Origin of the sequence: Microbulbifer sp. TB1203 (genome assembly GCF_030997045.1) — a bacterium.
Lineage (GTDB): Bacteria > Pseudomonadota > Gammaproteobacteria > Pseudomonadales > Cellvibrionaceae > Microbulbifer.
Map to the genome: position 1 here is coordinate 4,968,281 of NZ_CP116899.1, position 25,973 is coordinate 4,994,253.

16 protein-coding genes are annotated in these 25,973 nt (G+C 60.0%); 2 read left to right on the plus strand and 14 right to left on the minus strand.

From position 1 onward, the window contains the following. Positions 1 to 161: 161 nt before the first annotated feature. Positions 162 to 1,823, plus strand: coding sequence for a peptidoglycan recognition family protein (locus tag PP263_RS21085; RefSeq protein WP_308366042.1), 1,662 nt, complete (start codon positions 162 to 164; stop codon positions 1,821 to 1,823). Between the two features lie 140 nt (positions 1,824 to 1,963). On the opposite strand, the gene hisC is transcribed toward PP263_RS21085, so the two are convergent. The 9 genes from hisC to PP263_RS21130 all read right to left on the minus strand — a co-directional run bounded on the left by hisC (position 1,964) and on the right by PP263_RS21130 (position 15,635). Beyond that, positions 1,964 to 3,037, minus strand: coding sequence for a histidinol-phosphate transaminase (gene hisC, locus PP263_RS21090; RefSeq protein WP_308366043.1), 1,074 nt, complete (start codon positions 3,035 to 3,037; stop codon positions 1,964 to 1,966). Beyond that, positions 3,034 to 4,095, minus strand: a complete 1,062-nt coding sequence (locus PP263_RS21095) for an FHA domain-containing protein (RefSeq protein ID WP_308366044.1) — start codon at positions 4,093 to 4,095, stop codon at positions 3,034 to 3,036. The genes hisC and PP263_RS21095 overlap by 4 nt, the downstream gene beginning before the upstream one ends. Further along, positions 4,086 to 5,366 carry a serine protease gene (locus PP263_RS21100; protein ID WP_308366045.1) on the minus strand — a complete coding sequence of 427 codons (1,281 nt, stop codon included), beginning with the start codon at positions 5,364 to 5,366 and terminating at the stop codon, positions 4,086 to 4,088. The genes PP263_RS21095 and PP263_RS21100 overlap by 10 nt, the downstream gene beginning before the upstream one ends. A 181-nt stretch (positions 5,367 to 5,547) precedes the next feature. After that, a complete protein-coding gene (locus PP263_RS21105; RefSeq protein WP_308366047.1) occupies positions 5,548 to 7,332 on the minus strand; it encodes a PLP-dependent transferase in 1,785 nt (594 codons plus the stop codon). A 1,109-nt stretch (positions 7,333 to 8,441) separates the two neighbouring features. Continuing rightward, positions 8,442 to 9,143, minus strand: a complete 702-nt coding sequence (locus PP263_RS21110) for a DUF4197 domain-containing protein (RefSeq protein ID WP_308366049.1) — start codon at positions 9,141 to 9,143, stop codon at positions 8,442 to 8,444. A gap of 166 nt (positions 9,144 to 9,309) precedes the next feature. Continuing rightward, the gene (locus tag PP263_RS21115) at positions 9,310 to 9,543 is read right to left on the minus strand and encodes a hypothetical protein (protein ID WP_308366051.1); all 234 of its coding nucleotides are present in this window, start codon (positions 9,541 to 9,543) and stop codon (positions 9,310 to 9,312) included. 67 nt (positions 9,544 to 9,610) lie between these two features. Next, entirely contained in the window at positions 9,611 to 11,737 is a 2,127-nt protein-coding gene (locus tag PP263_RS21120; protein ID WP_308366052.1) for an ABC transporter ATP-binding protein, read from the minus strand. After that, positions 11,727 to 14,450 carry a cysteine peptidase family C39 domain-containing protein gene (locus PP263_RS21125; protein WP_308366053.1) on the minus strand — a complete coding sequence of 908 codons (2,724 nt, stop codon included), beginning with the start codon at positions 14,448 to 14,450 and terminating at the stop codon, positions 11,727 to 11,729. Before PP263_RS21125 ends, PP263_RS21120 begins: the two co-directional genes overlap by 11 nt. Next, positions 14,451 to 15,635 carry an HlyD family efflux transporter periplasmic adaptor subunit gene (locus PP263_RS21130; protein WP_308366054.1) on the minus strand — a complete coding sequence of 395 codons (1,185 nt, stop codon included), beginning with the start codon at positions 15,633 to 15,635 and terminating at the stop codon, positions 14,451 to 14,453. A 2,140-nt stretch (positions 15,636 to 17,775) separates the two neighbouring features. Between PP263_RS21130 and PP263_RS21135 the strand changes: the two genes are divergently transcribed. After that, positions 17,776 to 18,150, plus strand: coding sequence for a hypothetical protein (locus PP263_RS21135; RefSeq protein ID WP_308366056.1), 375 nt, complete (start codon positions 17,776 to 17,778; stop codon positions 18,148 to 18,150). Between the two features lie 1,481 nt (positions 18,151 to 19,631). Here PP263_RS21135 and PP263_RS21140 read toward each other — a convergent pair. The 5 genes from PP263_RS21140 to PP263_RS21160 form a co-directional block, all read right to left on the minus strand. Next, on the minus strand, positions 19,632 to 20,018 hold the full coding sequence (locus PP263_RS21140; RefSeq protein ID WP_308366057.1) for a hypothetical protein: 387 nt from the start codon (positions 20,016 to 20,018) through the stop codon (positions 19,632 to 19,634). 143 nt (positions 20,019 to 20,161) lie between these two features. Further along, a complete protein-coding gene (locus tag PP263_RS21145) occupies positions 20,162 to 21,367 on the minus strand; it encodes an IS256 family transposase (protein WP_308364866.1) in 1,206 nt (401 codons plus the stop codon). Positions 21,368 to 21,418: 51 nt separating this feature from the next. Beyond that, positions 21,419 to 21,814 carry a hypothetical protein gene (locus PP263_RS21150; RefSeq protein WP_308366058.1) on the minus strand — a complete coding sequence of 132 codons (396 nt, stop codon included), beginning with the start codon at positions 21,812 to 21,814 and terminating at the stop codon, positions 21,419 to 21,421. A 231-nt stretch (positions 21,815 to 22,045) separates the two neighbouring features. After that, positions 22,046 to 23,440, minus strand: a complete 1,395-nt coding sequence (locus PP263_RS21155; RefSeq protein WP_308366060.1) for a hypothetical protein — start codon at positions 23,438 to 23,440, stop codon at positions 22,046 to 22,048. A 950-nt stretch (positions 23,441 to 24,390) separates the two neighbouring features. After that, the gene (locus PP263_RS21160) at positions 24,391 to 25,230 is read right to left on the minus strand and encodes a transposase (RefSeq protein WP_308366061.1); all 840 of its coding nucleotides are present in this window, start codon (positions 25,228 to 25,230) and stop codon (positions 24,391 to 24,393) included. Positions 25,231 to 25,973 lie beyond the last annotated feature (743 nt).

A 25,973-nucleotide genomic window follows, 5' to 3' on the forward strand; every position in this document is an offset into this window, starting at 1 on the left:
AGAATGCAGATCCGTCACAACTTCGCTGGGAGAGTAAAACTGCTGTGTCACGCCGTACGCGCCAATATGCAGGCGCCGGTCAAGCAGTTGCAACGCGCTCGGCCGGCGTGCAATCCGTGCCAATACGGCACGTCTCCAAAAATAAGGAAAAGGAGAACACCATGTTACGAAACACTATGCTGGGAGCGCTGGCGGCCGGTTTGATGTCATTGACGGCTGCTGCATCGGCGCAGGAGATGAATCGCGAATTGGCCGAGATGGCGGCGCTCGAGGAACAGCAACTCGTCGAAGCGCGCGCCGCTTATCCCCAGTATTTTGCTGAAGCCTACGCGCGGTACCCGGAAATTCCACGCGGCATACTGGAAGCAATTGCCTGGTCCAAAAGCCGATGGCAGCACCTGGCGCCGGCGGAGAAACAGGAGCCGCATCACCGTATGCCATCGGCCTACGGCGTGATGGGTTTGTATGGCGGCGATGGCTTTGTCGATCAGGTCGGCGAGGCCGCGCGCCTGCTCCTGGTCGATCGGGCCGCGATCATCGCCGACCCGCGTATGAACATTCTCGCCGCCGCGGCGCTGTTGGCCGATGAAATTTACTGGCAAGCCGCGGTGATCAAAACCCCGGAAGACATGGCGCCGATATTGGCACGTTTTGCCGGTTTTCCATCCGAGAAAGAAAAGTCTGCAGTTGATGACTTCGCCCGCGACAGCTTCGCTTTTGATGTGCTGCAGTCGTTGGACCGCGGCGTCAAGAACAAAGGCGCCGTGGTGCCGAAAATTCCGGTGGCCTGGAAACAGGCGTTTGACACCAGCACGCTGGTAAGCATGCGAGCGCCATTCGTGCGCCTGGATGTGAGCCGCGACCATATTGAGGCCAGCGGTGCCACCATTGACCCGACAACCGGTATCGTGAAGCGCGACGCCGAGACCGAGTTGGCGGTACAAAGCACCGATTACGGCCCGGCAATCTGGAACCCGGCTCATTCATCCAACTATACCGCCCGGCGCGACAGTGCGGTCAGCGGGGTGGCCATTCATACCACCGACGGCAATTACGCCGGCGCTATTTCCTGGTTCAAGAACCCTGTGGCCGGAGTCAGCGCGCATTACGTCATCCGTTCGTCCGACGGCCAGGTGACTCAAATGGTGCGCGAGGCACACCGCGCCTGGCACGTCCTCGGCGGCCACAATGACTACACCATAGGTATCGAGCATGAAGCCTTTGCGGACAATAGTGCCTGGTATACCAGCGCCATGTACCGTTCGTCGGCCGCGCTGGTGCGAAACCTGTGTAGCAAGTACAGCGGTATCAGTTGTTCGTCGGCCTACGACGGCCCGTCGCATAGAGGTGTTGTGGTGCTACCCACCAGTATTCGCATCAAGGGCCACCAGCACTACAGTGGTAATGATCATGTCGACCCCGGCATTTACTGGAACTGGTCTAGTTACCACAGCCTGCTCAATGGCGGTGACGGTGGCGGCGATGATGGTGGCGCTAGCAATCCCTACACACCGGACGATGCGTGCGGGAGCGGCTTTAGCGTGATCAACTCGCACACGCTCAGCGGCGGAACAATCTACCTGCTGTGGAACGGAGACAGCGGCCAGAACTGCGTGGTGACAATGAAGACCTCCAATATCGGCTCACCGTCGCCGGTGTCGGCGTCCCTGCAAGTCGAGGGCGACACCAAGACGACCGACTCCGGCAATTTCAGCTATTACGCCGGACCGATCAAGCAGTCCGCGTCGAACGACTGTGTGAAATGGGGCGGCTCGGTCGGAAGCAGTTCCTGGGAGAGTCCGTTCGAACATTGTGGCAGTTAGCCGTAGGGGATTTGAAGAGATCTTGTAGGAGTGGGCCATGCCCGCGATCAGTGTCTGAAAAAAACGGAAACCCTGATCGCGGGCATGGCCCGCTCCTACAGCGCATCATCATTCCGGGTCCCGATAAACAGGGCCCCGGCTTACCCAGTCCGTGAGCCTATTATCTCCGCACAGGCGGCCAGCAGCGCATCCATCTCCCCATCGGTGCCGATGGAGATGCGCAGGTACTCACTGATGCGCGGCTTGTTGAAATAGCGCACCAGGATATCCCGCCGGCGCAGTTCGCGGTACAGGTCTTCCGCGCCGATGCCCCGCGGCCGCGCAAGGATGAAATTGGCTTTGGACGGCACTACCTCAAACTCCAGCCCGGTCAGTGCTGCGACCACCCGTTCGCGGGTGGCGATCACCCGGGCACTGCTGTCGGCCAGCCAGGCGCTGTCCTGCACCGCCGCGAGTGCCACGCGCTGGGCGACGCTGTCGATGGGGTAGGAGTTGAAGGAGTTCTTGGTGCGCTCCAGTCCCTCGATCAGGTGCCGCTGTCCCAGGGCATAACCCAGGCGCAGTCCGGCCAGGGCATGGGATTTGGACAGGGTGCGGATAACCAGCAGGTTTGGGTGATCGCCGATCAGGCGCACCGCGCTCTCGCCGCCGAAGTCGATATAGGCTTCGTCGATGGCCACCACTCGCTGGGACTGCAGCCGCAGCAACCTTTCGATCTCCTCCAGCGACAGGTAGCGACCAGTGGGGGCGTTGGGGTTGGGCAGGATTACGCCGGCGGCGGGGCCGGCGTAGTCTTCCACCGCCAGGCTGAAGTCGTCCCGCAGCGGCGGCGTGCGGTAGTCGATGCCGTAGAGCTGGCAGTAGACCGGGTAGAAGCTGTAGGTGATGTCCGGGAACAGCAGTGGTTCCGGACGGCGAAAGAAGCTGTAGAAGCTGTGCGCCAGCACTTCATCGGAACCGTTGCCGACAAACACCTGGCCGCTGTCGAGGCCGTACTGCCCGGCGATGGCAGTGCACAGCTCGGTGGATTCCGGGTCCGGGTAGCGACGCAGGGCTTCCGCCAACTGTTCGTCCGCCAGCGCCTCCAGCGCGCGGGGCGAGGGCGGGTAGGGGTTCTCGTTGGTGTTCAGCTTGATCAGCCGGCCGCGGGGCTGTTCCCCGGGGACATAGGGTTCCAGTTGTGCCAGCTCGGGGCTCCAGAAGGGATTGCTCAAGACTCTGTCTCCGTCTCCTGCCCGGTGGGAGTTTGCTGTTTCGGCGCGTCCTTCACCTCATCCTCAGCCTCGTCCTCATCGCGGGCTTTTTTATCCAGGGGAATATCGAACAGTGCCGGCGAACCGGCGATAAACTGCTGCATGGGCACCGGCTCGCGCCACAACATGTCTTCGTACTTGATCTCGGTGGAGATCTCCGGCAGCGCGTTGAAATCGCGCATCCCGCCGATATCCTCGGCCATTCCCAGGCCGAGAAAGCTCCAGGGCAGCAGCAGTGCCACGCCCCAGCGCCAGCGCGGGGACAGGTTCATGGCCAGGAAGCAGGCGCACCAGAGCATGGCGGGCAGCAGCAGTGCCAGTACCAATAGGTCGAGCACGCCCTTCCAATTGCCGAGGGCATAGTTGAAATCCAGCAGGCCGCCGAACCACTCCCAGGTCGCATACAGCAGGGCTCCTAGGGCGGCGATCGACAGGTGGGTAAAGAATCGCGTCTCGTGGCGCACCACCCGGCCGATAAAGGCCCAGGCCGCCGCATAAACCAGCAGGCCCACCACACTGCCCGCCACCAGGTTCGCCGCCAGAGTCCACTCGTAACTGCGCGCATAGCCCAGGTAGCTGATCGCCAGGGTGGACAGGCCCACGGTGAACAGCAGTGCGAAGGCCGCCGCCGGGTGCGAGAGCCGCTCGAACAGTCTCTCCAGCGAGTGCAGCGGCAGCGCCGGCGCCACCCTTGCCTCGCTGTCGGTAAAGCGCAGATGGGTCTTGCCCAGTTGTATCTCGTCGCCGGATTCGATAGCGCGCTCGCTGAAGGCACCCGCCTTGACCGATTTGTCGCGGTTGTTGCCGAGCAGTTGGCTGCCGTTCGCGCTGTGCAGGTCCCGCAGGGTGTAGCCACCGTCTTCGTCGCGCACCACCTCCGCGTGGCGGGGGTCGGCGTGGGGGTCGTCGAGGATGACATCGTTATGGTAGGCACGCCCCAGGGTGAAACGCTCGCCGTCCATGCGATAGCGGGCCTGTACCCGCTGGGAACGGTTGAGTTCTTCGATAATCAGTGCCATTGGATCTCGCTCGTGAACTTCTCGGAAAAGGCGGTCGCCGACGTCTCGGTAAATCCGGACAGAGTGAAGTGGCTGACCAGGGCGCGGTCCTTCTGGTCCACGGTAAGGCTCAGGAAGAAAACATCGTACAGGTCCGGGAACTGCTGGTAGCGGCGCACGCAGTAGCTGGTGCGGGCCCGCACCGGCTGCCGGTCGTTATCGGCCTTGGATTTCCCAACTTTGCGCTCCTGGGAGGTAAAGCCCTGGCGGCAGCGGAAGTTGGTGACGTCGTCCTCGCCGGCCATATTGCCGGGGTAAAAGCTGCTCATCTGGCTTTCGTATTCGCTGTAGAAACGCGAGGGCAGCAGGTCGTCCGCCTCCAGCCAGAAAAACTCGTACTCCACCCGGCCGGTGTTGAAATTCTCCGACAGGTAGATCACGTCCTGGCCGGTGCAACCCTTGTCGATGCGCTTGACCGGGTTGTCCTCGTCCTCCTCGGAGTTGCCCCAGCACTGGATGGAGGGGAGTATCTCCCCCACCACCATGGCATCCCCCAGGGGGCGCAGTTTCCACTCCGCTTCCAGTACGGAGTCGATGATTTTCTGCTGGTTGTCGAGCAACTGCCGGTGGGTAGCGGCCTGCAGGTCCACCGGGCGGCCGTCCTGCCGCTGGTAGTGCTCCCGCAGCGCGATCAGCTTATCCACCGGCACCAGGAAGCTGATCTGGTTGCCGGCGGTGGCCACATTGATCCCCACCACCTCACCTTTGGCATCGATCACCGGCCCGCCGCTCATGCCGGGATTGATCGAGCCGGAAAAGTGAATACGGTCGTAGAAACTGCCGGCGGCAATGCCGTTGTAGGTACCCGGCACCAGGGTCATGCCCAGATCCAGGGGATTGCCCAGGGAGATGATGGTGGTTCCGTGACTGGGGGCGTGCCGGGACAGATTGATATGTTCCGGCCCGGGCTTGTCCTGGCGCAGCAGTGCCAGGTCGTTGACCACATCGATATCCAGCAGCTCCAGCTCGCCCCGGTTGCCGTCCACCGACAGGTACTGCAGGCGATATTTCTCCGGCTTGCGCACCGCCTCCGCCACCACATGGTAATTGGTCGCGACCAGGCCGTCGGCGGAGATCTGGAAGCCGGAACCGATGGCCGCCTTGGAGTTGGAGGACTTTTCGATCAGGCGGATCTGGTAGAGGCTCTCGCGATAGTCGCTGTAGAGCTTTTCGTAACTTTGCGCCGAGGCGAAACCGGTAAAACAGCAGAACAACAGGGTAAGCAGGCGCATGCGCAGGGGCTGTCTCTTTTTTGATTAATTTATGGGCAGAAAGGTGGGATGGTAAGTGGTCGGCGGCCAATGATCAATGACCCTGTAGGAGCGGCCCATGGCCGCGATCGATCTCACTTCGTAGTGCAATCAGATCGCGGCCATGGGCCGCTCCTACAGGGGGAGAGCTGTCGCGGCTTTCCTACAGATAATCCGCAATCCGCGGAAACTCCTCCGCCACCTTGCGATGGCAGTCCAGGTAGAAGCGCGCAAACATCCCGTCCGCTTCGTCCGGCGACATAAAACCCTCGCTGAATCCCGGGCGCACCGGGTCCAGGTGCAGCTTCGCGCAGGAGATGAACTGTGCCGCCAACTGGGCCATATTCTCGTCGCCCACGGAAATGCGGATGGTGGTGGGATGGATATCCGCCGCGCGCAGGGCTTGCGGAGACAGCTCCGAGTGGGAGGTGAACGCCGGGCAGAGGACCATGGTATTGGTCTGGCCCAGGCTCACCATCTGCCCGAAAGCTGGCTCCAACGCGTCGAAGAAGCGCTTGAAGGCCTCGTCGGGAAGCCCGGCCGCCTCCATATCGATACTGAACAGCGGCGTGGGCAGACCGTAGCGCAGCAGCCGCCGGCGCAGGTCGCTGTTGTCGTGTTCCTCCAGCGCGTGGCTGTTGACGCGGATCTCCGGATGACTGGCGAAGAAGTGGCTGAGGCAGAGGGTGTTGATGCACTTCTTCAGCATGCGCATCTCCAGGGTGCGCATGCCGTTGTGCACCTCCCAGGCCTTGTCCGCGTCCAGGAAGGCGCCCTTGATGTAGTAGACGTCCCAGAACAGGCAGCGGTCCCAGCTCACGCCCTTGGCGCTGTCGCCCTTGGGGATAAACATGCGGTGATTCTCGCCGATCACCACCCCGGCGGTGGTGCCGCCGGTGCCGCCGATATCCTTGGTGTAGGAGTGCACCACGAAGTCCGGCCGCTCCGCCTTGTCTTTGCGGCGCAGCGGCCGGTACAGGAAAGGCGTGGCGAGGGTGGAATCAAGGCTCACCAGGATATCGTGCCGGTGCGCGGCGGCACAGATGCCCGGCACGTCCAGCATGGTGCCGTGGGGATTGCAGGGGGATTCCAGGTAGGCATGCACCCGCGCGCCGCCGCTGATCTTCTCGGCGTGGGACTTCAACGTATGCTGCAGCAACCGTTCGAACTCCCCCGCGCCGGTGCCGTCGAACCACACCAGCTCAATGGCCATTTTGTCCCGGCGCCCGTAGTGATCCACCAGCAACTGGTGCACGCCGCCGTAGATATGCCGCGAGACGATCAGGATATCGCCGTGGGAGAGCTGGTTGGTCAGCAGTGCGTCGATCGCCGCCATGCCGGAGTTGAAATTCCACGCCAGGTAGTCCGCCGACTCGGGCCCACACTCCAGGTCGACAATGGCGTTGGCCAGGGAGATGGAGGTGGGGTTGAGCAGGCGCGAGTAGATATCGTGGCTGGGCTCGCGGCCGCGGAAGGCGTCGTCCACCCACTCGGTGCAGGCGTAGATATAGGTGGCGGTGCGCGCGATCACGGGAGTGGCGGAGAAGATCGCCGGGATGTTGTCGAACAGCGGGTAGCCGCCGCGGGTGGCGACATTGAAATCGCCGCTCCCCTGCAGGCTCTGGAAACTGGCGCGCAGGGGGTTTTGCAGGGTGTCCAGCAGCTTGGCCAACTGGAAGCTCATAAAGCGTTTGGCGTTGAACCAGGCGACTTTGTCGGAGCGGTCCAGTTTCTGCAGTGTGGTCGCGCTCTGGGCCCACAACTCGCTCAGGTTGCCCTGGGCGCGGTAGAGCAGTTCTGCGGTGTCAAGCAGCAGACGGCCGTGCTCCGAGCCCGGGTCAATGGAAAAATGCTGCAGCTGCTCGCGGGCCAGCTCCGCGGTGGTCGTCGCATTACTGCTGTTGCGCCGGGGGGAGAGAACTTTTGCATCTTGCAGATTACTATCCATATTTGTCCTCAAAAATGGTTGTTTATTGTTATAGTTTTAACTGTAACAGTTGAAACCTTTTTGTGCACCCCTCCTCCGGCTGCGCAATTGACCGCAGCTAATTACTGGCTTGATCAAAAATCAACCAAACCTGTAATGGCGTGTAATGGCGTGTGATCGACCTGTTATCGGTTTATCCGTAGAGTAGTCGCCAGTGTTGAGGAGCGGCGGTTTACCCGGTGGTTATAGGGGGAATCGGTCTAAGGAAAGACACTCTTTAACACCGGATCCGAAGGACCGGACGCCGTGCCGAGGGAGGCACGGCTCGGTAGGAAGCCATTCAGCGCTAGCTGGATTGCCAGGTCGGGCTGGGTATACACAGAGCCTACGTCTGCCCAGTGTGAGGAAGGGCCTGGCCGGGGCACGGATGCTCCATTTTCGCTCTTGATAGTGTTGTTGTAACCGTCTGATGGTTGGGACCATCATTTGTTGCCGGCAGTGGGTTTTCGCTGCCGGCATTTTTCATTCGGGCCATCCCTGGCCCTCACCTTTCGGGCAGCCTTCGGCTGTGCAAAACGGCTGTCCTGCCGTTTTGTCATTCGGGCCATCCCTGGCCCTCACCCTCCGGGCAGCCTTCGGCTGTGCAAAACGGCGTCCTGCCGTTTTGTCATTCGGGCCGCCATTCCTGGTTCGGAACGCCGAACCGCTCACCCTGCGGGCAGCCTTCGGCTGTGCAAAACGGCTGTCCCGCCGTTTTGTCATTCGAGCCGCCATTCCTGGCTCGGAACGCCGAACCGCTCACCCTACAGGCAGCCTCCGGCTGTGCAAAACGGCTGGTCCGGCCGCTCCAGGTATTGGGGCGCCTGCGGCCCTGCCGTTTTGTCGTTGTGGGGTGGGAGTTGAATGGCGCTAAGTTAAGGGCGGTCAGGGCAATTTTTGTAGGATGGGCAAAGCGCAGCGTGCCCATCAAGGGCCGGAAGATGGGCACGCTGCGCTTTGCCCATCCTACAAGGAGAAGCGGCTTATTCGTCAAGCAGAGTCCTCCTGTAGGAGCCTGCTGTGACCGCCAAGGATGGCGGGGTGCCGCCCAGCGGTCTGCCAGGCGAATTGAGAACCCTGAGTTACTCCTTCTATCTCGTCCCAAACACCTGCCCGATCAGCACGCTGCCCCGGGCAACGGGGTCTCTCCGGATCAATGCCTCCTCTTCGCCAATACGGCTGAAAAGCGTCGCCATACTGCTGTCGATCACATGGCGTTCCAGATCCATACCGGGCTTGTTGGCGATGGGCAATTTATCGTAGACCGCAAGCATACTCTTGTACTGGTCATAGAAACCGGTCTTGCGCAGGTTGCTTTCCACGATCGGCTGATAGCGCCGGCGCAGCGCGCTTTCGGTCTGTACCCGGAAGTAGTTTGTGGCGGCGGTGTCACCGCCCCGGATAATGCCCAGGGCATCATTGACCGTCATATTGGTAATCGCCTGTTTGAACACCGGTGCGGCTTCGGCCACCGCCTGCTCCGCGCCGCGGTTCATGGCGGTTTCCAGTTGGTCCACATAGCTGCCAAACCCGAACTGGCGCAGGCTGTTGGCCACGGGCCGGGCGGCTGCCGGGAGCTGCAAGTTGAATGCACCCCTCTGTGACAGCCGGCTGCTGGCGCGGTCGGTACTGGTGTGCAGGGTTTCCTTGATACCGCTGGCGAGCCTGGAATCGGTATCATAGCCCGCGTTCCTGGCCACCTGATTGCCCACATCGATCCAGGGGGACACGGCATCCATATTCTGGCAGCCCGCCAATGCCATTATCCCTGCCACTACCCAATATTGCTTCACGATGATCTCCCTCGTTTCCGGTTCGGTAATGCTACCGTGTGCCGAGTGGTGCGTCAGTGACAGAATTCCCGGTTCAGGGGCAGTTCCTTATCGCTTGTGCCGGCAGTGGCCTGATCACTACCGGCTAGCCAAAGCCGCGTGGGAGTCTGATCGGTGAAGGGGGAAGTCAATATTCGCCCGACAATTTTGTCAGCCCGGTAAATCGCGAAAGGATTTCCTGAAATTCCGCCTCGCTGATATCGACCAGCTCCACCACGCGTCCGTACAGCATGATGGTCGGGACATTTCTCCCCTTTAATTCCTTTTGGGCTTGTTGCAGGCAATATAGTATCGCCCGCTCTTTCCGGGTGAGTCCGTCCCGCACGTCGGGGATGTTGTCGTAATTGACGTGGTCGTTCATAGCCAAAGTCGAGCGGCAATTATTGGGTCGCGTACTGCCCGGCATAAGCCGGGTTCGCAGTCGCGCCTCAGGGATGGGCGATCACCAGCAGGGTGCGCGCGTGTTTTTTAACACAGTCCACCGCCAGACGCAGGTTCTCCGGGTCCAGCGCGGCGAAGCTTTCGTCCAGTACCACCAGCTCCGCGTTTTGTAGCAGCGCGCGGGCGATATACAGACGGCTGCGTTCGCCGTGGGAGAGCTGCCAGCCCATTTCGCCCACGGTCTGCAGCATGCCGGCGGGCATTTTTTGCAGCAGCGGCTCCAGGCCCAGCTCTCGGCAGATGACGTAGGCCCGCTGGACGCTTTCATTGCGCGGCGGCCAGCAATCGCCCATCAGCAGGTTGAACAGAAAGGATTCACCCAGCACGTGGTTTTCGTGGAACTGCGGCGCCGAGGCCACCAGCCTGCGCCACTGGTGCGCGCCCAGGCTGCTTCTGTCGTAACCGTGCAACAGCAGCAGGCCGTCGTCCGGGGTATGCAGGCCGGTGATCAGGTTGGCGAGGGTGGATTTGCCGGAGCCGGAGGTGCCCTGCAGCAATATGCGGTCGCCGGTGGCGACGCTCAGGCCGCAGTCGCGCAGGACCGGCCGTTCCTTGTTCGGGTACTTGAAGCGCAGCCCCCGGGCATACAGCAATGGCTGCCCGCGTTCCGCCGGCGGCCGGCCGGAAGGAATGGGGGATTGCGTTTTCGCGTGTGCCATCTCCAGCGCGAACAGCTCGCGCATGTTGCGCCAGGCGATCGTCGCGTTCAGGGCGTTGGTGAAGCCGTGCATTCCCTTCAGTACCGCGCGGTAGCCGAGCAGAATGCCGCCCAGGCTGGCGGCGAGAGCGCCGCCCTGCGCCCCGCCGGCGAAGGCGGGAATGAGCCCGGCGATACCCAGCACCAGCCAGCTGCGCGGCAGCAGCGCCACCAGCCGGGTCATGGCATCGTCGGACGCTATGGCGCTCTGCAGGTAACCGCCCAGTTCGCGGTCCTCGCCCCGGTGCCAGTCCGACGGCGGCTGCTGGGCGAGGCGGGTGCGGTGGCCCACCATCTTCTCGATCAGGCCGTGGGTCAGGGACAGGCGGCGGTCGGTCCAGCGGCTGCGCAGCAGGAATTGCCGCCGGCACAGCGCGACGGCGAACAGCAAAAACACCGCGAGGGTCGCCAGGTGGAAAGCACCGCCGGCGGCGAGGGCGAGCACCGGTACCATCAGGCCCAGTTCCACCACCGCCAGCAGGATCAGGAAACCCCCGTGCAGCGCGTCGGATTCGATATTCTCCGCGTCGAACACCCGGCTCAGCATTTGCCCCGAGCCCATATGGCGGATTTTCCCCGGTGCCATGCGCAGGGCGGCGGCGAGCAGCCGCTTTTTGATCAAGGTGCCGGTCTCCACGGAGACGATGCCCTGCAGGCGGGTGGTGAGCAGGGCGAAGGGAATCTGGGTGAACAGCAACAGCACCCAGGCGGCAAACCAGCCCGGGTCCGCCCTGCCTGCCAGCACCGCGACGCCGATCAGCCACCAGCCCAGCAGGAACAGCAGGTACTGGCAGGCATGGGAGGCGATCAGTCCGGCCAGTTTCCAGTGCAGCCCCTTTTGGCGCATCTGTCGCCAGAGGGGTAAACCGGGGGGCTGGCGCAACAGCCAGCAGGCACCGATGGATTCGTGGGCCAGGCTCTCGTCGAGCAGCGCCCGCGCGGCCCCGGCGCGGCGTCCCTCGGCGATGCCGGCGTTCTCCAGCAGTTGCCGGATGCGTTGGCGCTGGGGCTTCTCCAGATCGCCGGTCAGTTGCGCAATCACGTCGCGGGTGCAAGCCCGGCGGGTTTCCAGTTGCGGGGTGAGCAGCCGCAGCCGTCGGCGCCCGCCGTCGCAAAGGGCCAGAAAGCGGTCCTCCCCGGCAAAGCGCAGGCGCACCAGTGCGGGAGCCGCGGAGGTCAGCAGTTGCGACAGCTCGGTGTAGCCGGCGCTGACCGCCTCCACCTCCAGGCCGATGCGCTGCGCGCCCTGCTGGATACGGCCGTCGATATCGGCAGTCGGGGCGCTCCCGCCAGGCTCTTCCGGGGCGGTTTCCCCGCTGTCCAGCCCGGCCCTGTGCGCCAGGGCCTGCAGGGCCGCCTCCAACTGGTCCTCCGGCCAGCACAGTTGCCGCAGGGTATTGCCGGGTTCAGTCGCCATGGTGAATCTCCTCCCGCGGCGCAGCCGGCGCGGGCGCCGTTTCCTCCAGGCGGCCGTTTTCCATGCGCAGCTGCCGCCAGTCTCCGCTCTCCCAGCAACTGCGCCACATCTGCTGTTCCGCGGCCAGCAGGCGGGCGTATCTGGAATCCTCCCGGGCGGCCAGTTCCGCCGGCGGGCCGTCCTCGACGATGCGGCCGTCGGCGACCACCAATACCCGGGAGAAGTGCTGGGTCTCGGCGATATCGTGGGTGATGCAGATCAGGGTGGAGTGTTGCCAGAAGCGGCGCACATTGCCCAGCAGGCGTCGGCGCTGGTGGCGGTCCAGGCCGCGGAAGGGTTCGTCAAGAATGGCGCAGCAGGGGTCTTCCCTACCCAGGGCGCGGCCCAGGCGCACCCGCTGGCCCTCGCCGCCGGAGACCAGCGCGCCGCTTTCGCCCAGGCCGCTTTGCAGTCCCTCGGGGAGATTGGCCACCAGCTCCAGCAGGTCCGCCTGCCGCAACACCGGGTAGAGGGGCGCGGTGCCATCGCCGCCGTAGCGCAGGTTGTCCAGCAGGCTGCGGTTCCACAGTTGCACCGCCGGGTCCACCCAGGCGCAGTGCCGGCGAAACTGCGCCAGCCGTTCGCCCCGCAGCTCCCCGCCGTTCACCAGGACGCGGCCGCCCGCCGTGCGGTGCCAGCCCAGTAGCAGGCCCACCAGGCTGGACTTGCCCGCACCGGACTCGCCGACGACGGCCAGGTGTTCCCCGGGTGCGATATGCAGATCGACATCCTGCAGGATCAGTTGCCCGGCGGCGCGGGCGCTCGCCTTGTGAAAGCGGATTTCCGCGGGTCCATCCCAGCGCTCCTCTTCTGTACCCTCTCCGTCACCCTTGACCGCTTCCGGTTCTTCTTCGCCAGCGGCCTGCAGCGGTTCCAGCGCGCGCAGCAGGGTGTTGCGCTGCCGCGGGTACTCGCGCATCAGCGCCGCCACCTCCTCGCCCAGTGGCGGCAGGGCGAGTATCCAGTAGACGAGCAGCAGCAGATAGGGCCCGGCGCCGCCGGTGGAAACGCAACCCAGCACCAGCACCGCCGAAAGCACGGTGTTCACCAGTAGCTGTACCGCCTGGCCGGAGAGCTGGAAGCGCAGGAAGGAGCGGCCGGCGCGGGCCCACTCGGTGAGCAGTTGTTCGTGCTCGCGCCGCACGGCGGTTTCCGCCCCGTGGGTGCGGATAGGCACCATCCCCTGCAGTGCATCCATATAGAAGCGGCCCAGGGCGCCGGCGTGGGTCTGCACGCGCATGTCCCGGTCCCTGAGCGCGGGTTGGAATACCAGTGGAATCGCCACCTGCACCGCGGTCATCAGCAGCACTAGCGGCGCGGCGAAAGGGGCCAGCCAGATAATGCCGGCGGCGGTGGCGGCCAGGGAGAACGTTTTGTGCAATATGCTCCCGCCGAGCACCGGCAGGTCGCGCAGGGCGAACACCCGGTGGCTGCGCTCGCCGGTATCCGAGACGGGGCGGCTGTGGAAGAAGTGGTCGGGTATCCGCGGCAGCTTTTCCAGCAGGCGCATGCGGAAGCGGCTCTCCAGGTGCCTGCCCAGGACCAGCTGCACCCTGGCCGCGGGATATTGCACCAGCAGCAGGGTGAGGGTGAAGGCCAGTGCCAGGCCGATAGCGGCCAGCCGCTGGGGAGCGGTGGCCAGTTCGCCGTGGATATCGATCAGCCCGCGGAACAGCAGCACTTCCGCCATCAGCCCCAGCACCGAGGCGAGCATGGTCAGCGCCACTACCGCGGGGGCCAGCAGGCCGTCGTCGCGCAGCAGTTGCCAGAGCTGGTGCAGCGGGCGCAGCGGCTTTTCGTCGAGGGCTTTGCGCAAATCCTCGGATTCCGCCTGCGCCCGTTCGCGGCCCAGGTGGCCCTTGACCCGCACCAGCACGGCGCCGCGGAAGGCGAGGGTCGGCTCGCTGTCCTCGTTTTCAGCCGCCTGTTCGCCGGGCGGTGTCTGGGGGCGCACGCACCAGTAGTTTTCCGGCACCAGTTGAACTGCGCGGGTGCTGTCTTCGGCAAACTGCCGCACCAGGCCATCCAGCAGTTGGCCCGCCTCCCGGCCGCGCTTCAGCGCGCCGGAGCCGGTCAGGGAGGCAAGCATGCGCACCGCGGCGTCCAGGAAGGCCAGGGGCTGCCAGTGTTCGTCGGCCAGGGCCCGGCGGCACAGTTCCTGTTCGAGGTCCGGGGGGATTTTGAGCCTGCGCATCCGCTCGCGCAGCGGGGTGACAAATTCCTCGCCGCCGGCCCACTCGCGCCAGTCCGCTGCGGGCACCTCCATGGTGTGGGTGTAGAGTTCGTTCAGGAAGCGGCGGGCGCCGAGCCAGCGCCTGCCGCTGGCCGGGTCCATCACCTGCACCAGGTTGCCGTGGCGGCGCCAGGCCACCACGAAATGGGTGTTGCCGTTGGGTAGGCGCACCACCACCAGGGCGGGCAGGTAGTGGATATCGTCGAGCAGCAGGTGGTCGGCGGGCACCACCAGCTGTTCGGCGTCCAGCCCCAACTGCACGGCGATTTCCTCCAGGGTGTCGATGGAGGTGCCGTCCACATCCGTCTGGCAGGCGTCGCGCAGGCGGCCATAGTGGGCGTTGACGCCGAAGCCCTCCAGCAGGCATTTGAGGGCCGCGGGGCCGCAGTCCATATTGGAAGTCTGGATGACCTCCGGCGCCAGCCGGCGGGGTTTGCTCATCTACAGCGCTCCGGCGGCCGGTGGATTGCCGCCTTCGCCGGCCATCCACTCCCCGGCCCGCTGCAACAGCAATTGGTAAGGGGCCTTGCGGGCGGTGACGATTTCCACCACCGCCGGCAGGTGGTGTTGCACCGGCAGCCCGGGCGGGGCGTCCCCGTCGATCACCAGTTGCACCAGCACGCGGCCGTCCTGCACCGCCGCGGCCACCCGCTCCACCCGCGCGGAGAGTTCGCCGTAGCGGGTCCAGGCGAAACCGTCCAGGCGCACCCGGGCCCGCTGCCCCGGGCGGATATGCCCCAGTGCCGCGGCGGGCTCGAACTGCGCCTGTACACGGATTTCTCCCGGAGCCTGGATACTGGCAACCACTGCGCCGGCCTCGAGCATTTGACCCACGTTAATATCCGCCAGGGAGGCCACCACGCCACCGATGGGCGCGCGGAGGTGGTATTGATCCGCGGTCAGCGTCTGCTGGCGCATCCGGGTGTCCGCCTGCGCCAGTTCCTGTTCCGTGGCCGCCAGGCGCCGGGCCAGTTCCGCCCGGGACTGTCGATGGTCCGCGTCCAGTTGCACCAGCCGCTCCTCCGCCGCTTTCAGCTCCGCCTCTGTTTCCAGGGTATCCGCAGCCATCTGCTGCTGGCTGCGCTTGGCAGTCAGGTAATCGAGCTGTGCCCCTTGCTGTTTGGCCGCCAGGCTCTCGTAGCGGGCGGTGATATTCGCCTGGATTTCCAGGTTGCTCTCCAGCAGCGCATGGCGCTCGCGCAACAGCGCGAGCTGCTCCCGCTGTGCGGCGCTGTCGCGCTGGAAGTTGTTGTCCACCAGTTCCTGTTCGCGCCGAAGGGATTCCAGTTGTTGCTCCAGGCTCTGGGCCACCCGGTTTTCACCGGCGATGCCCAGGTCCAGCGCCGAGGTGTCGAGCTGCAGCAGGGCATCGCCATCGGCCACGGTATCGCCCAGTTGCCGGTGTATCGCGACTACCCGCCCCGATTGCGGAGCGCTGAGCTGGACGGTATTGCCGAACTGCTGCAGCCTGGCTTCGCCGCTGACCTTATAGACGGTGATTCCCGCAGTAAAAAACCACAGTCCCCAGGCTGCGAACAGCAGCAGGCCGATAGCAGCGGCCACCGCCTGTAGACGGGTGCCGTCGGCCTTAAGGGCGCGGGTGGTGTGTAGAAAGGGCGTACTCATCCGGGTACTGCTGGAGTTCCATAGTGAAGCGGCGTTTTTATTCTTCGTCGATTCGCCGGAAGCGCCGGCAAAGGACCGGATTCTAAGTGAGAGGGGGATTTTTTACCAATGCCCGGCGCAATAAAAGCACTGATGGAAGAAACTGTAGGAGCGGCCCATGGCCGCGATCGATGTGTGCTACGTAAGCCAGACCGATCGCGGCCATGGGCCGCTCCTACAAGAAGCAGAAAGCTTCGAGAGTTGCCGTTATGGCTTCGGCGGGAATTGGGAAAGTGGGAATCTACGTCCGGCTTTTATCTGAGATTTGGCTTTCATGGGGTTTTTCCTTTTGTCTGGTTTGCGGTTCGAGAAGTCAATTATTGACGTTCAGTTCCGGTCCGGCTTTTACCTGGGATTTGGTTTTCATGGCGTTTCTCCTTTATCTGGCTGTAACTACTCCCCCATGGCGAACTCGCATTGATTTAAGGAAAGCACCTTGTAGGAGCCTGCTTGCAGGCGAACGGCTACGGAGCTCCGTTCCTATTCGCCTGCAAGCAGGCTCCTACAGGGGGTGAGTAGTTACATCTGGTTTACGGTTTATCGTGGACCTTTAGTTCCGGGCCTGCTTTCACTTGAGACTTGGCTTTCATTCGCACCCCTCCGGTTATTCTTGGTTTGAGGTTTGATAGGTTAACCGTGGATCTGCAGTTCCGGGCCGGCTTTTACCTGGGATTTGGCTTTCATAGCGTTCTCCTTTTATCTGGTTTGTGACTTGAGAGTTAATCGTCTTGGATTTCCAGTTGCGGACCGCCTTTTACCTGAGATTTGGTTTTCACGACACTCCCCCTTTATCTGGTTTGCGGTTGAGATGTCAAAGTTGAATGTCCAGCTCCGGGCCGGCTTTTACCTGAGACTTGGCTTTCATGGCGTCCCTCCTTTTATTGGGTTGGTTTGTGGTTTGGATACACACCCGAGCCGCAAGAACCCCTGAAAAACAGAGTCGCTGGCGTACTCATAGCAAAAGACTAACCGCTTTGGCCTGCTGAGTCACTCCCTGTCGACCGTCAAAAACGGAACTGTGTATCTTTTGGGGCCTGCCAATCATGGGGCGTGCGTTCTTTAATTACTTTGCGGTTATGCGCGGCGTTTCCGAGCCCCGGATGGCGAGGGCCATTGGGGCAGGCTTCGCTGTGCTCATCAAAGGACCGGATTCTAAGTGAGAGGGGGATTTTTTACCATTGCCCGGCGGAATAATAGCACTGATGGACGAATCTGTAGGAGCGGCCCATGGCCGCGATCGGCAGCACTACGGAAGTGAGGTCGATCGCGGCCAGCGGCCGCTCCTACAGAGAGATTAAATGACAGGTTCTGGTTGAAAACTCGCCAAACCTGTAATGACGTGTAATGGCGTGTGATCGACCTGTTATCGGTTTATCCGTAGAGTAGCGCCCAGGGTTGAGGAGCGGCGTTGCCACCCGGTTGTTAAGGGCCGTCTATGGATGGACACTCCTCAGCGCTTTATCCGATGGACCGGATACCGTGCCGAGTGCGGCGCGGCTCGGGCAGGAAGCCGTTCAGCGCCAGCTGAATTGCCAGGCCGGCTGGGTATGCACAGAGCCTACGTCTGCCCAGCTTGGGAACGGGCCTGGCCGCGGGGCACGGATGCTCCCTTCGCTCTTGATAGTGTTGTTGTAACCGTCCGATGGTTGGGACCATCAACTGTGCCGGCAGTAGATTGCTTGCTGCCGGCTTTTTTATTTCCGACTAGCCAAGGGCTTCCTCAACCTTCCTCATCCGATCAGTGCAAGACTCCAGAATAAGTGTCCGACTTTGCACCGACTCTATATCCCACCGAACTCGTCATAAGTCGTGGCATCCACGCCCGAAAGATGGGCACGTCCTGTGCAGGGCTTACGCCAGTTGTTGTCTACTACTTCCCGTCGGGGCCGCAGGGATTCCGGTTGCTGTTTTGGGCTCCGGGCCCTGTAGGAGTGGCCCATGGCCGCGATCGGTGTTCGCTACGTCAGCCAGGCCGATCACAGTCATGCCCGATTTTTACTTGGGCGCTATTTCGGTGGAATGGGAGGAGTAATAGCGGTCGACCTTGTAGGGAAAGAGGCAAATATGCTGGAAAGTCTATGGCGGTGTAAGAATGGAGGCTGTGACCCGGCAACTGCCGGGCTACCTTTCAATAGCCGGTTTGGACGTCAAGTTTTGGGCCGGCTTTTACCTGGGATTTGATTTTCATAACGTCTTTCCTTTTGTCTGGTTTGCGGATCGGAAGGTCATTTTTGTTGGACTTCCAGTTCCGGGCCTGCTTTCACTTGAGAATTGGTTTTCACGGCATCTCTCCTTTTACCCAGTTCGAGATTTGATGAATCAAACGTGGATGTCCAATTCGGGGCCGGCTTTTACTTGGGACTTGATTTTCATGACATTTTTCCTTTTATCTGGTTCACGGTTTATCGTGGATGTCCAGATCCGGGCCGGATTTCACCTGGGATTTAATTTTCATAGTATTTCTCCATTTATCTGAGTTACGGTGTATCGTGGATTCGCAGTTCGGGGCCGGCTGTTACTTGAGATTTTGTTTTCACGACATTTCTCCTTTATCTGATTTGTGGCGTCAGAGATCAATCATCTCGGACTTCCAGTTCCGGGCCAGCTTTTACCTGGGATTTGGTTTTCACGGGATTTTTCCTTTTAGCTGGTTTGCAGTTCTAGAGATCAATCTCGGACCTTCAATTCAGGGCCTGCTGTCACCTGAGACTTGGCATTCACGGAATTTCTCCTTTTGTCTGGTTTGCGATTTGATAGGTCAATCTTGAATCTGCAGCTCTGGGCCGGCTTTTACCTGGGATTTTGCTTTCATTAGCGCCTCTCCTGTTATTTGTGGTTTGAGGGGTTAACCGTGGATCTCCAGTTCCGGGCCGGATTTTACCTGGGACTTGGTTTTCATAGCATTTCTCCTTTTATATGGGTTGCAGTTTGAGAGATCAAGTTTTGATCTTTAGTTCTGGGCCGGCTTTTACCTGAGATTTGGTTTCCACGGCATTTCTCCTCTTATCTGGTTTACGGTTTGAGAAGTCAACCGTGGATGTCCAGTTCCGGGCCGGCTTTCACCTGGGATTTGGCTTTCATGGCATTTCTCCTTTTATATAGTTCACGGTTTATCGTGGATGTCCAGTTCCGGGCCGGATTTCACCTGGGATTTAATTTTCATAGCATTTCTCCATTTATCTGAGTTACGGTGTACCGTGGATTCGCAGTTGGGGGCCGGCTTTTACTTGAGATTTGGCTTTCATGGCGTCTTTTCTATTATTTTTGGTTTGGATGATAGATACCTGAGCTGCCCGCGATCCCTGAAAACTGAGGTTGCTGGCGTGCTCACCGCAAAAGATTACCCGCTTTGCCCGGCCGAGTCACCCTGTCAATCTGGGATACGCAATCACTGGCGGGTGCGCGCGTGCTTGGTTAATCCAATCATCGCCAGGCGCAGGGTTTCCGGGTAGCTCAGCACCGCCAGTTCGGCGCCCCGCAGCGCGCGGGCGATATACAGGGGGCTCCTTGGTAGGCTGGGCAGGGCGAAGCGTGTCGATCATCCTGTGGCGGGGCCATTGATGGGCACATTTCGCTTTGCCCATCCTACAAAAGATCGATCGCTGGCTTTGAGTGATTAAAAAGGCGCCAAACCTGTAATGGCGCGTAATGGCGTGTGATCGACCTGTTATCGGTTTATCCGTAGAGTAGCGACCGGGTTGAAGAGCACAGCGTCGCTCGATTGTTCAGGCGGCCGGTCTAGGGACAGACACTCTTCGACACTGATCCGACGGACCGGATGCCGTGCCGCACAGGCGCGGTTCGGGCAGGAAGCCATTCAGCGTCAGCTGAATTGCCAGGCCGGCTGGGTATACACAGAGCCTACGTCTGCCCAGTATGGGAATGGGCCTGGCCGCGGGGCAGGATGCTCCCTTCGCTCTTGATAGTGTTGTTGTAACCGTCCGATGGTTGAGACCATCATTTTGAGCCGGCAGTAACTCGGTTGCTGCCGGCCTTTTTACTTCCGGATAAGCCAAGGACCTGGCGGAGTAGGGCGCCTGCGCGGATTGAAGATATATCCTGTTCTGCCATCGGTAAGTCACGGGGTAGAAACTCGCCGTCCTGGTTCAGGTCGGAGTCGAGCATGTCAAAGACTTTCCGCTCGTTCATCACCAGCAGAGCCGGAACCTCTCCCCTGAAGTCCTCTCCGACCTTGAAGGCGATGTCCAGGCGGTTATGGCGGCTCCTACCCAGAGCTTGCACCAGCTCGCGCTTTTCCCCCTTCAGGTGTTCATCGAGATAGGCGGTGAGGATGTTCTCGCCGTTTTTCCGGTTGCGCTGCAGGGCACGGTGGCTGGCGTGCATGCTGCGCAGAAGGTGCTGGGTGAGGTTGATGACGTTGTTGACTTCCTTGGCCCAAAAAGAGAGAAGTAGCTAAGCTTTTAATAGCGGGTGAAGACTTAATCAAATTGGGAGGGTGTTCAAAACTCTGTGTCAGCCAAATAGTCTCACAGGCTGATGTATTTCTCCAGGCGGTCCGGGAAGTGGATCGTCAGCTGTGATAGCGTCAGGTTCCAGTTCTGAATCGGATGCGTCCATCGCTCGGAGGCTTTCAGTATACCGGCATAGAGCAGCTTGAGTAAGCTGTTCTCATTGGCAAAGCCGCCTTTGGTCTTAGTCAGCTTGCGGAACTGGCGGTGGACAGCCTCGACGGCGTTGGTGGTGTAAATCGCCGTACGCACGTAATCCGGGTATTTGAAGTAGGCCGACAGGGTCGGCCACTTGCTGCGCCAGGACTTGATCACCATTGGGTACTTATCGCCCCACTTGGCCTCCAACTCGTCCAGGGCGCTCTCGGCGGCAGTGAGCGTTGCCGCTTTGTAAATGCACTTGAGGTCGGCCATGAAGACCTTCTGATTTTTTGAGGCGACGTATTTCATCGAGTTGCGGATCTGATGGATGATGCAGTGCTGGATCTCGGTGTTGGGATAGATGCTCTCGATGGCTTCAGGGAAGCCCTTCAGGCCGTCTACACAGGCAATCAGGATGTCCTTGACCCCGCGGTTATGGAGGTCGGTAAGTACGCTCAGCCAGTGATGGGCGCCCTCCTGGTCGGACAGATAGAGCCCCAGCAGCTCTTTCTTGCCTTCGATGTTCAGGCCAAGAATGGTGTAGATGGCCTTGCTGACATAGCGGCCATTTTCCCTGATTTTGTAATGGATGGCGTCCAGCCAGACGATGGGATAGACGGCCTCCAGATCGCGCTCACGCCATGCCTGAAGCTCGGGCAGCAGCTTGTCTGTGATTGCGTTGATGGTGCCGTTGGAGAGTTCCATTCCGTAGATTTCGGCAATGTGTGTACGGATGTCCTGGTAGCTGTTACCCAGAGCAAATAGGGCGATAATCTTGCGCTCTAGTTCGTCGGTAAGCTGGGTCTGGTGCTTCTTGACGATCTGCGGCTCGAAGGTGCCAGCCCGATCCCGCGGCGCCTGCAGCTCGAAGCTGCCAGCGGGACTTTTCATAGTTTTGGACGTGGTGCCATTCTTGCGGTTGGGCTTGTCCTCGCTGGCGAGGTGCTCCTCCAGCTCCGCCTTCATGGCAGCTTCGGTGAGTTGTTTGATCAGTGGGGTCAGGATGCCGTCTTTGCCGCTGAGGTCTTTGCCCTCACGCAGCGCCTTGACAGCGGCATCCATGTCGAATGTAGGTTTGGTCATGAGTCATCTCTTTTTTGCGTATGGTAAAGAAATGACACAGAATTCTGAACACTACCCAAATTGGATTTTGCATTCTGATAATAAAACTTTATTGCCGTCACTAAGTATGAGCTTATCTTGAGAAATTTCTGCTACTAACAATCCTAAAGCGTCAGCTCCTCGTTCAATCTGTTGGCGCCACCCACTAATGTCGCCTTTGTAAGAAACAGCAAAGTAACACTCTCCAGAAGGTAAGGTTATTCTGCAGCCTTCATTTATTACACCGCCGCTTTTAGCAATCGGAGGGGTTATTTCCCGAACGACTTTCTTAAATAAAGCTGATATATCTATTTTGTTGTTGCAGCTTATATATTTGTACTCCCTTCCTTCTGTAATAGACGTTCCAGGTATATTTCTTTCTTTGTCCATGGAGCCTAAACCTAGAATTTTTTCCATTTTGCTTTGCATATGTAAAATCCGCTATCGTGTTACCGGCGTGATAACAAACTTAAAGTTGTTGATCCCAGCCTTAGAGAATACATTTGAGTAATATGTTGCGAGTTCAACACTGTTTGTATGGTAGACAACATTATCAAACGCTGCACTGTATTTTCTGGCTTGATCAAGCATTTGTTGTTGTTCGGACAATGCCCAAGGCTTGGCCCCATTGGAGCTGGTAGGATTTCTCAGTGATTCGGCTCAATTGTCAACAAACTTTGCTTCTATTGCTGTATTTTTACCATCAATAGTTACAACATTATCCGCAACTCCTGAGACCCAGTCTCCATCTACAAAAGCTTCATATTGTCGTTGGTTAAATGGCACTTCACCATATAGCTCTCTGACTCCAGCTTCATAACTTTGCCCTAGATCAATGGCCCGGGCTCCGTCAACGGGCACTGCATCTGTCGTTGGAAATGCAAGATTACCCGCAGCTTCTGCAGTTTCCTCTATTCTAGCTGGATGATTCGGTTCATCAACGATTTTTTTGCTATCTACAACCTCGTCAACAGGGAGGTCATCAAATGAACGGCTTGGCCCACTGTCTCCTCTGGTCGTACTCCGGCGCAATAGTTGCTTGGCCTTCTTGACCTGCTTCGCAAACTCCATCAACAAGTCACCCACCTTGCGGAACTTGGCAAGGTGCCTGGCCTGGCTGGCGGCGCTGGCTGCGAGGCCGGCGCCGGCGGTGACGGCGGCCAGGACAATGGTGAACAGGATCTCGAAGGCGGCGCTGCCGGAGAGGTTGGTGAGCTCTATGGCGTGCTGGGCGTTGACGTAGTCCTTGGCAAAACGGATGAGTTCCGCCCGCAGGGCCGGACTTTCCCAAACCAGATCGGCGATTTCCATTGCCTGATCGAATTGTTCCTGGGTAATGGCGGTGGGATCGAAGCCCAGAGCTTGCACCAGCTCGCGCTTTTCTCCCTTCAGGTGTTCATCGACATAGGCAGTGAGGATGTTCTCGCCGTTTTCCCGGCTGCGCTGCAGGGCACGGTGGCTGGCGTGCATGCTGCGCAGAAGGCGCTGGGTGGGGTTGATGACGTCATTGACTTCCTTGGCCCACTTGGCGAGGTCGACGCCGGCGTTCCAGAGGCCGTTGAAAAAGGCGCCGGTGTAGATGAGGGCGCGGTTGACGCGGGATTCCTGGGCCAGCCTCTGCGCATGTTGGGCGGCCTCGGCCCTTTCCTGGGCGATGATCTGTCGGAGGGCCATGCGTATCTTTTGCAGCAACTGGGATTGCTGTTCCGCCAGTTCGTCTTCGCCGGGGGGATTTTCCTCGATGATCAGGCGCTGTTGGGCCAGGGCGAGGTAGATTCTTTTCCCCGGGTCGCTGAAAAAGGCCGGCGCACCCGCGTAGGGATCGAACGGGAGGGTACTTTCAAACTGGCGTCGGTAATGGGGATTGGTAGGATCGGGGAGCGCTTGGGCGAAGCCGAGAAACTTTTGGCAGACCTGCTCAAGCACCGCATCGTCGAAACTCTGCAGCAATGGCAGGTCGACAAAATGCTCAGTGAAGCCCTGAGGGAGATGCGGCGGATAGTACCATCCTTCTCTTACGCGATAGCGTACCCCCTGCCGATTCTCAATGTTCAAGTACGACATGTCCGTGTCTTATGGTTGCTCTGTTTGATGGCGATGGTAAGGCAAAGTTTGTGGCTAAACTTGGTCTCAGAATGGAAGGTTGTGGGTGTTGGGGAGGCTGATCGCGGCCATGGGCCGCTCCTACAGAGAAGGGGGTGGTTGAAAATTCGTCAAACGTGTAATGGCGTGTAATGGCGTGTGATCGACCTGTTATCGGTTTATCCGTAGAGTAGCGCCCGGGTTGAGGAGCACAGCGTCGCTCAGTTGTTCAGGCGACCGGTCTATGGATGGACTCTCCTCGATACCGCATCCGATGGACCGGATGTCGTGCCGCACAGGCGCGGCCCGGGTAGGAAGCCATTCAGCGCCAGCTGAATTGCCAGGCCGGCTGGGTATACACAGAGCCTACGTCTGCCCAGCTTGGGAATGGGCCTGGCCGCGGAGCACGGATGCTCCCTTCGCTCTTGATAGTGTTGTTGTAACCGTCCGATGGTTGGGACCATCATTTTGAGCCGGCAGTGATTTGTGTTGCCGGCATTTTTCATTCGGGCCATCCCTGGCCCTCACCTGCGGGCAGCCTCCGGCTGTACAAAACGGCTGTCCTGCCTTTTCTCTTTATAGCCGAAGCCGAGTGAGAAGCTGATAGGGTGCTGCGCTGGCAAAGATCGGGTTTTGAAGCGGAGTGGCAAAACTGATAATTCGCAAGCAGTTCACAGCACACTCACCATCCACCGAAGTTCACCTCACCGAATACCCACAGTCCGTCTCGGATACCAAGGGTTCGTCTCACAGTTCGGGAAATAGGTTGGAAGCTACCGTTGTCCAGGTTCCGAGAATCATGGGATTGGTGATTGGACGGCGGGCCGGACAGGTTTTGCGCAGCGGTGTCAAATAGCATCGCCGAGATGCCGCTAAGCCTCGCGTAAACCTGCGAAGACGTTCTTTACAGGAAAAGCAAAAGCTCAGGGAACGGTGGGTGGAGAGAGATAGCGTTCGCAGTCTCGGACTCCCTGTGCCCAACACTTGCCGAGCTGTGCACAGGCGCGGCGAAGGGCATGGGCGGAGCCCACCAGCGTTTTGAAACGGCTCTCAAAATTACGGCTGAGATAGAGCCAGTGCCGGGGATCTATTTGCAATCTATCGAGAATCGGCGGCAGCTGTTCGGAGATGGCCCCGCGCTTGTCTTCACGCAGACATCGCCCGGTCCAATCCACTAGCTCCAGATAGTCTTGTAGCCTGAAGGGTAGCCCTGCTGGCATGGGCTCTCGGGGGTTGCCAACAAACGGAAACAGGGCCTGCGGTTGCCGGCGAATTTTTGCGGCCTTGATGCGCCGCTGGACGGAAGTGTGGTCCGATGTCTCCGGCGATTCGGCCATCTTCGCGCGAATCGGGTTGAGATCGACATAGGCCAGGCAGGCAGCCAGAGCCCCCTCGTCCAGCAGTGCCTGGGACTTGAAGCGGCCTTCCCAAAAGCGGCCGGTGCACTGGTCCTCCCGATTGGCCTCGCGGGCGATGGTCTCGTTCAGCATGCGCATAAACCAGCTGATATCCATGAGCCGTGCCCGCCAGACCTCCGCCAACTCGGCAAGCCTTGCCAGTTCAGCCGCATCCAGGGCCTCATTGCGGGCGAAGCGATTGGAGAGCGGAGAACCCTTGCACAGCTGGTGCCAACGCTCCACGACCTCGCGCAGCTCCCAGGCGGCAGCCTGCGCCGCGTCCACGTGGAGTACCACATGGTAGTGATTGCTCATCACCGCATAGGCACCGATGTCCAAGGCGAATATCCGGGACAATTCCAGCATCTTGTCTTCGATCCATTGACGACGGTGCTCGAAGCATTGCCCGGTACGCTCGTCTCGCCCGCACAGAAAGGCGGGCGCACGCAGCGGGAGATGCAGTGGTAGTAAGGAGTGGCTTCAAGGGATATCAGTGCTTTGCGCGGGAGTCCCATAGGTGGCTATCTATGTAGTTGGATGGATAACCAGTATTTTGCGCAGATCTGGACAGGCTGCAATAGGGCTGGCGCCATATGCTTTTTGTTTGGTGGGTGTCCAGAATCTTTTTTGTTTGGTGGGTGTCCAGTGTTTGGTGGGTGTCCAGAATCTTCTTTTGTTTGGTGGGTGTCCAGAATCTTTGGTGGGTGTCCAGAATCTTCCATATGCTTTTTGTTTGGTGGGTGTCCAGAATCTTGCAAGCAGGTGATCGTATCCAGTGACATGAATCTGCTGACCCCAGCGCGTTAACGGTTTACTGGTGGGGCGCGGCCGCTTTTGTTTGGGCGCTATTTCGGTGGGATGGAAGCAGCAATAGCATTCGGCCTTGTGGGGAAGGGGTAAAATGTCGGAAAGTCTGGGGAGATGTGGAGGACGGGGTTGAGGCGATCCGGCAACTGCCGGATCGCCCTTCAATAGCCGGTCTGGAGCGGTGCTTAGCCCGGCTCTATTGCTACTTCTGGGCCAGCTTTTACCTGAGATTTGGCTTTCATGGCAATTTTCCTTTTCTATGAGATTTGAGTTTCAGTGGTTGTGCAGTGGCTGAGCTTATA

Coding starts and splice junctions, on each gene's coding strand:
- PP263_RS21150 (WP_308366058.1), bottom strand. CDS start 21,814: ATGCAAAGCAAAATGGAAAAAATTCTAGGTTTAGGCTCCATGGACAAA.
- PP263_RS21095 (WP_308366044.1), bottom strand. CDS start 4,095: ATGGCACTGATTATCGAAGAACTCAACCGTTCCCAGCGGGTACAGGCC.
- PP263_RS21105 (WP_308366047.1), bottom strand. CDS start 7,332: ATGGATAGTAATCTGCAAGATGCAAAAGTTCTCTCCCCCCGGCGCAAC.
- PP263_RS21160 (WP_308366061.1), bottom strand. CDS start 25,230: ATGCTGGAATTGTCCCGGATATTCGCCTTGGACATCGGTGCCTATGCG.
- PP263_RS21115 (WP_308366051.1), bottom strand. CDS start 9,543: ATGAACGACCACGTCAATTACGACAACATCCCCGACGTGCGGGACGGA.
- PP263_RS21140 (WP_308366057.1), bottom strand. CDS start 20,018: ATGCACGCCAGCCACCGTGCCCTGCAGCGCAACCGGAAAAACGGCGAG.
- PP263_RS21145 (WP_308364866.1), bottom strand. CDS start 21,367: ATGACCAAACCTACATTCGACATGGATGCCGCTGTCAAGGCGCTGCGT.
- PP263_RS21125 (WP_308366053.1), bottom strand. CDS start 14,450: ATGAGCAAACCCCGCCGGCTGGCGCCGGAGGTCATCCAGACTTCCAAT.
- PP263_RS21120 (WP_308366052.1), bottom strand. CDS start 11,737: ATGGCGACTGAACCCGGCAATACCCTGCGGCAACTGTGCTGGCCGGAG.
- PP263_RS21130 (WP_308366054.1), bottom strand. CDS start 15,635: ATGAGTACGCCCTTTCTACACACCACCCGCGCCCTTAAGGCCGACGGC.
- PP263_RS21085 (WP_308366042.1), top strand. CDS start 162: ATGTTACGAAACACTATGCTGGGAGCGCTGGCGGCCGGTTTGATGTCA.
- PP263_RS21100 (WP_308366045.1), bottom strand. CDS start 5,366: ATGCGCCTGCTTACCCTGTTGTTCTGCTGTTTTACCGGTTTCGCCTCG.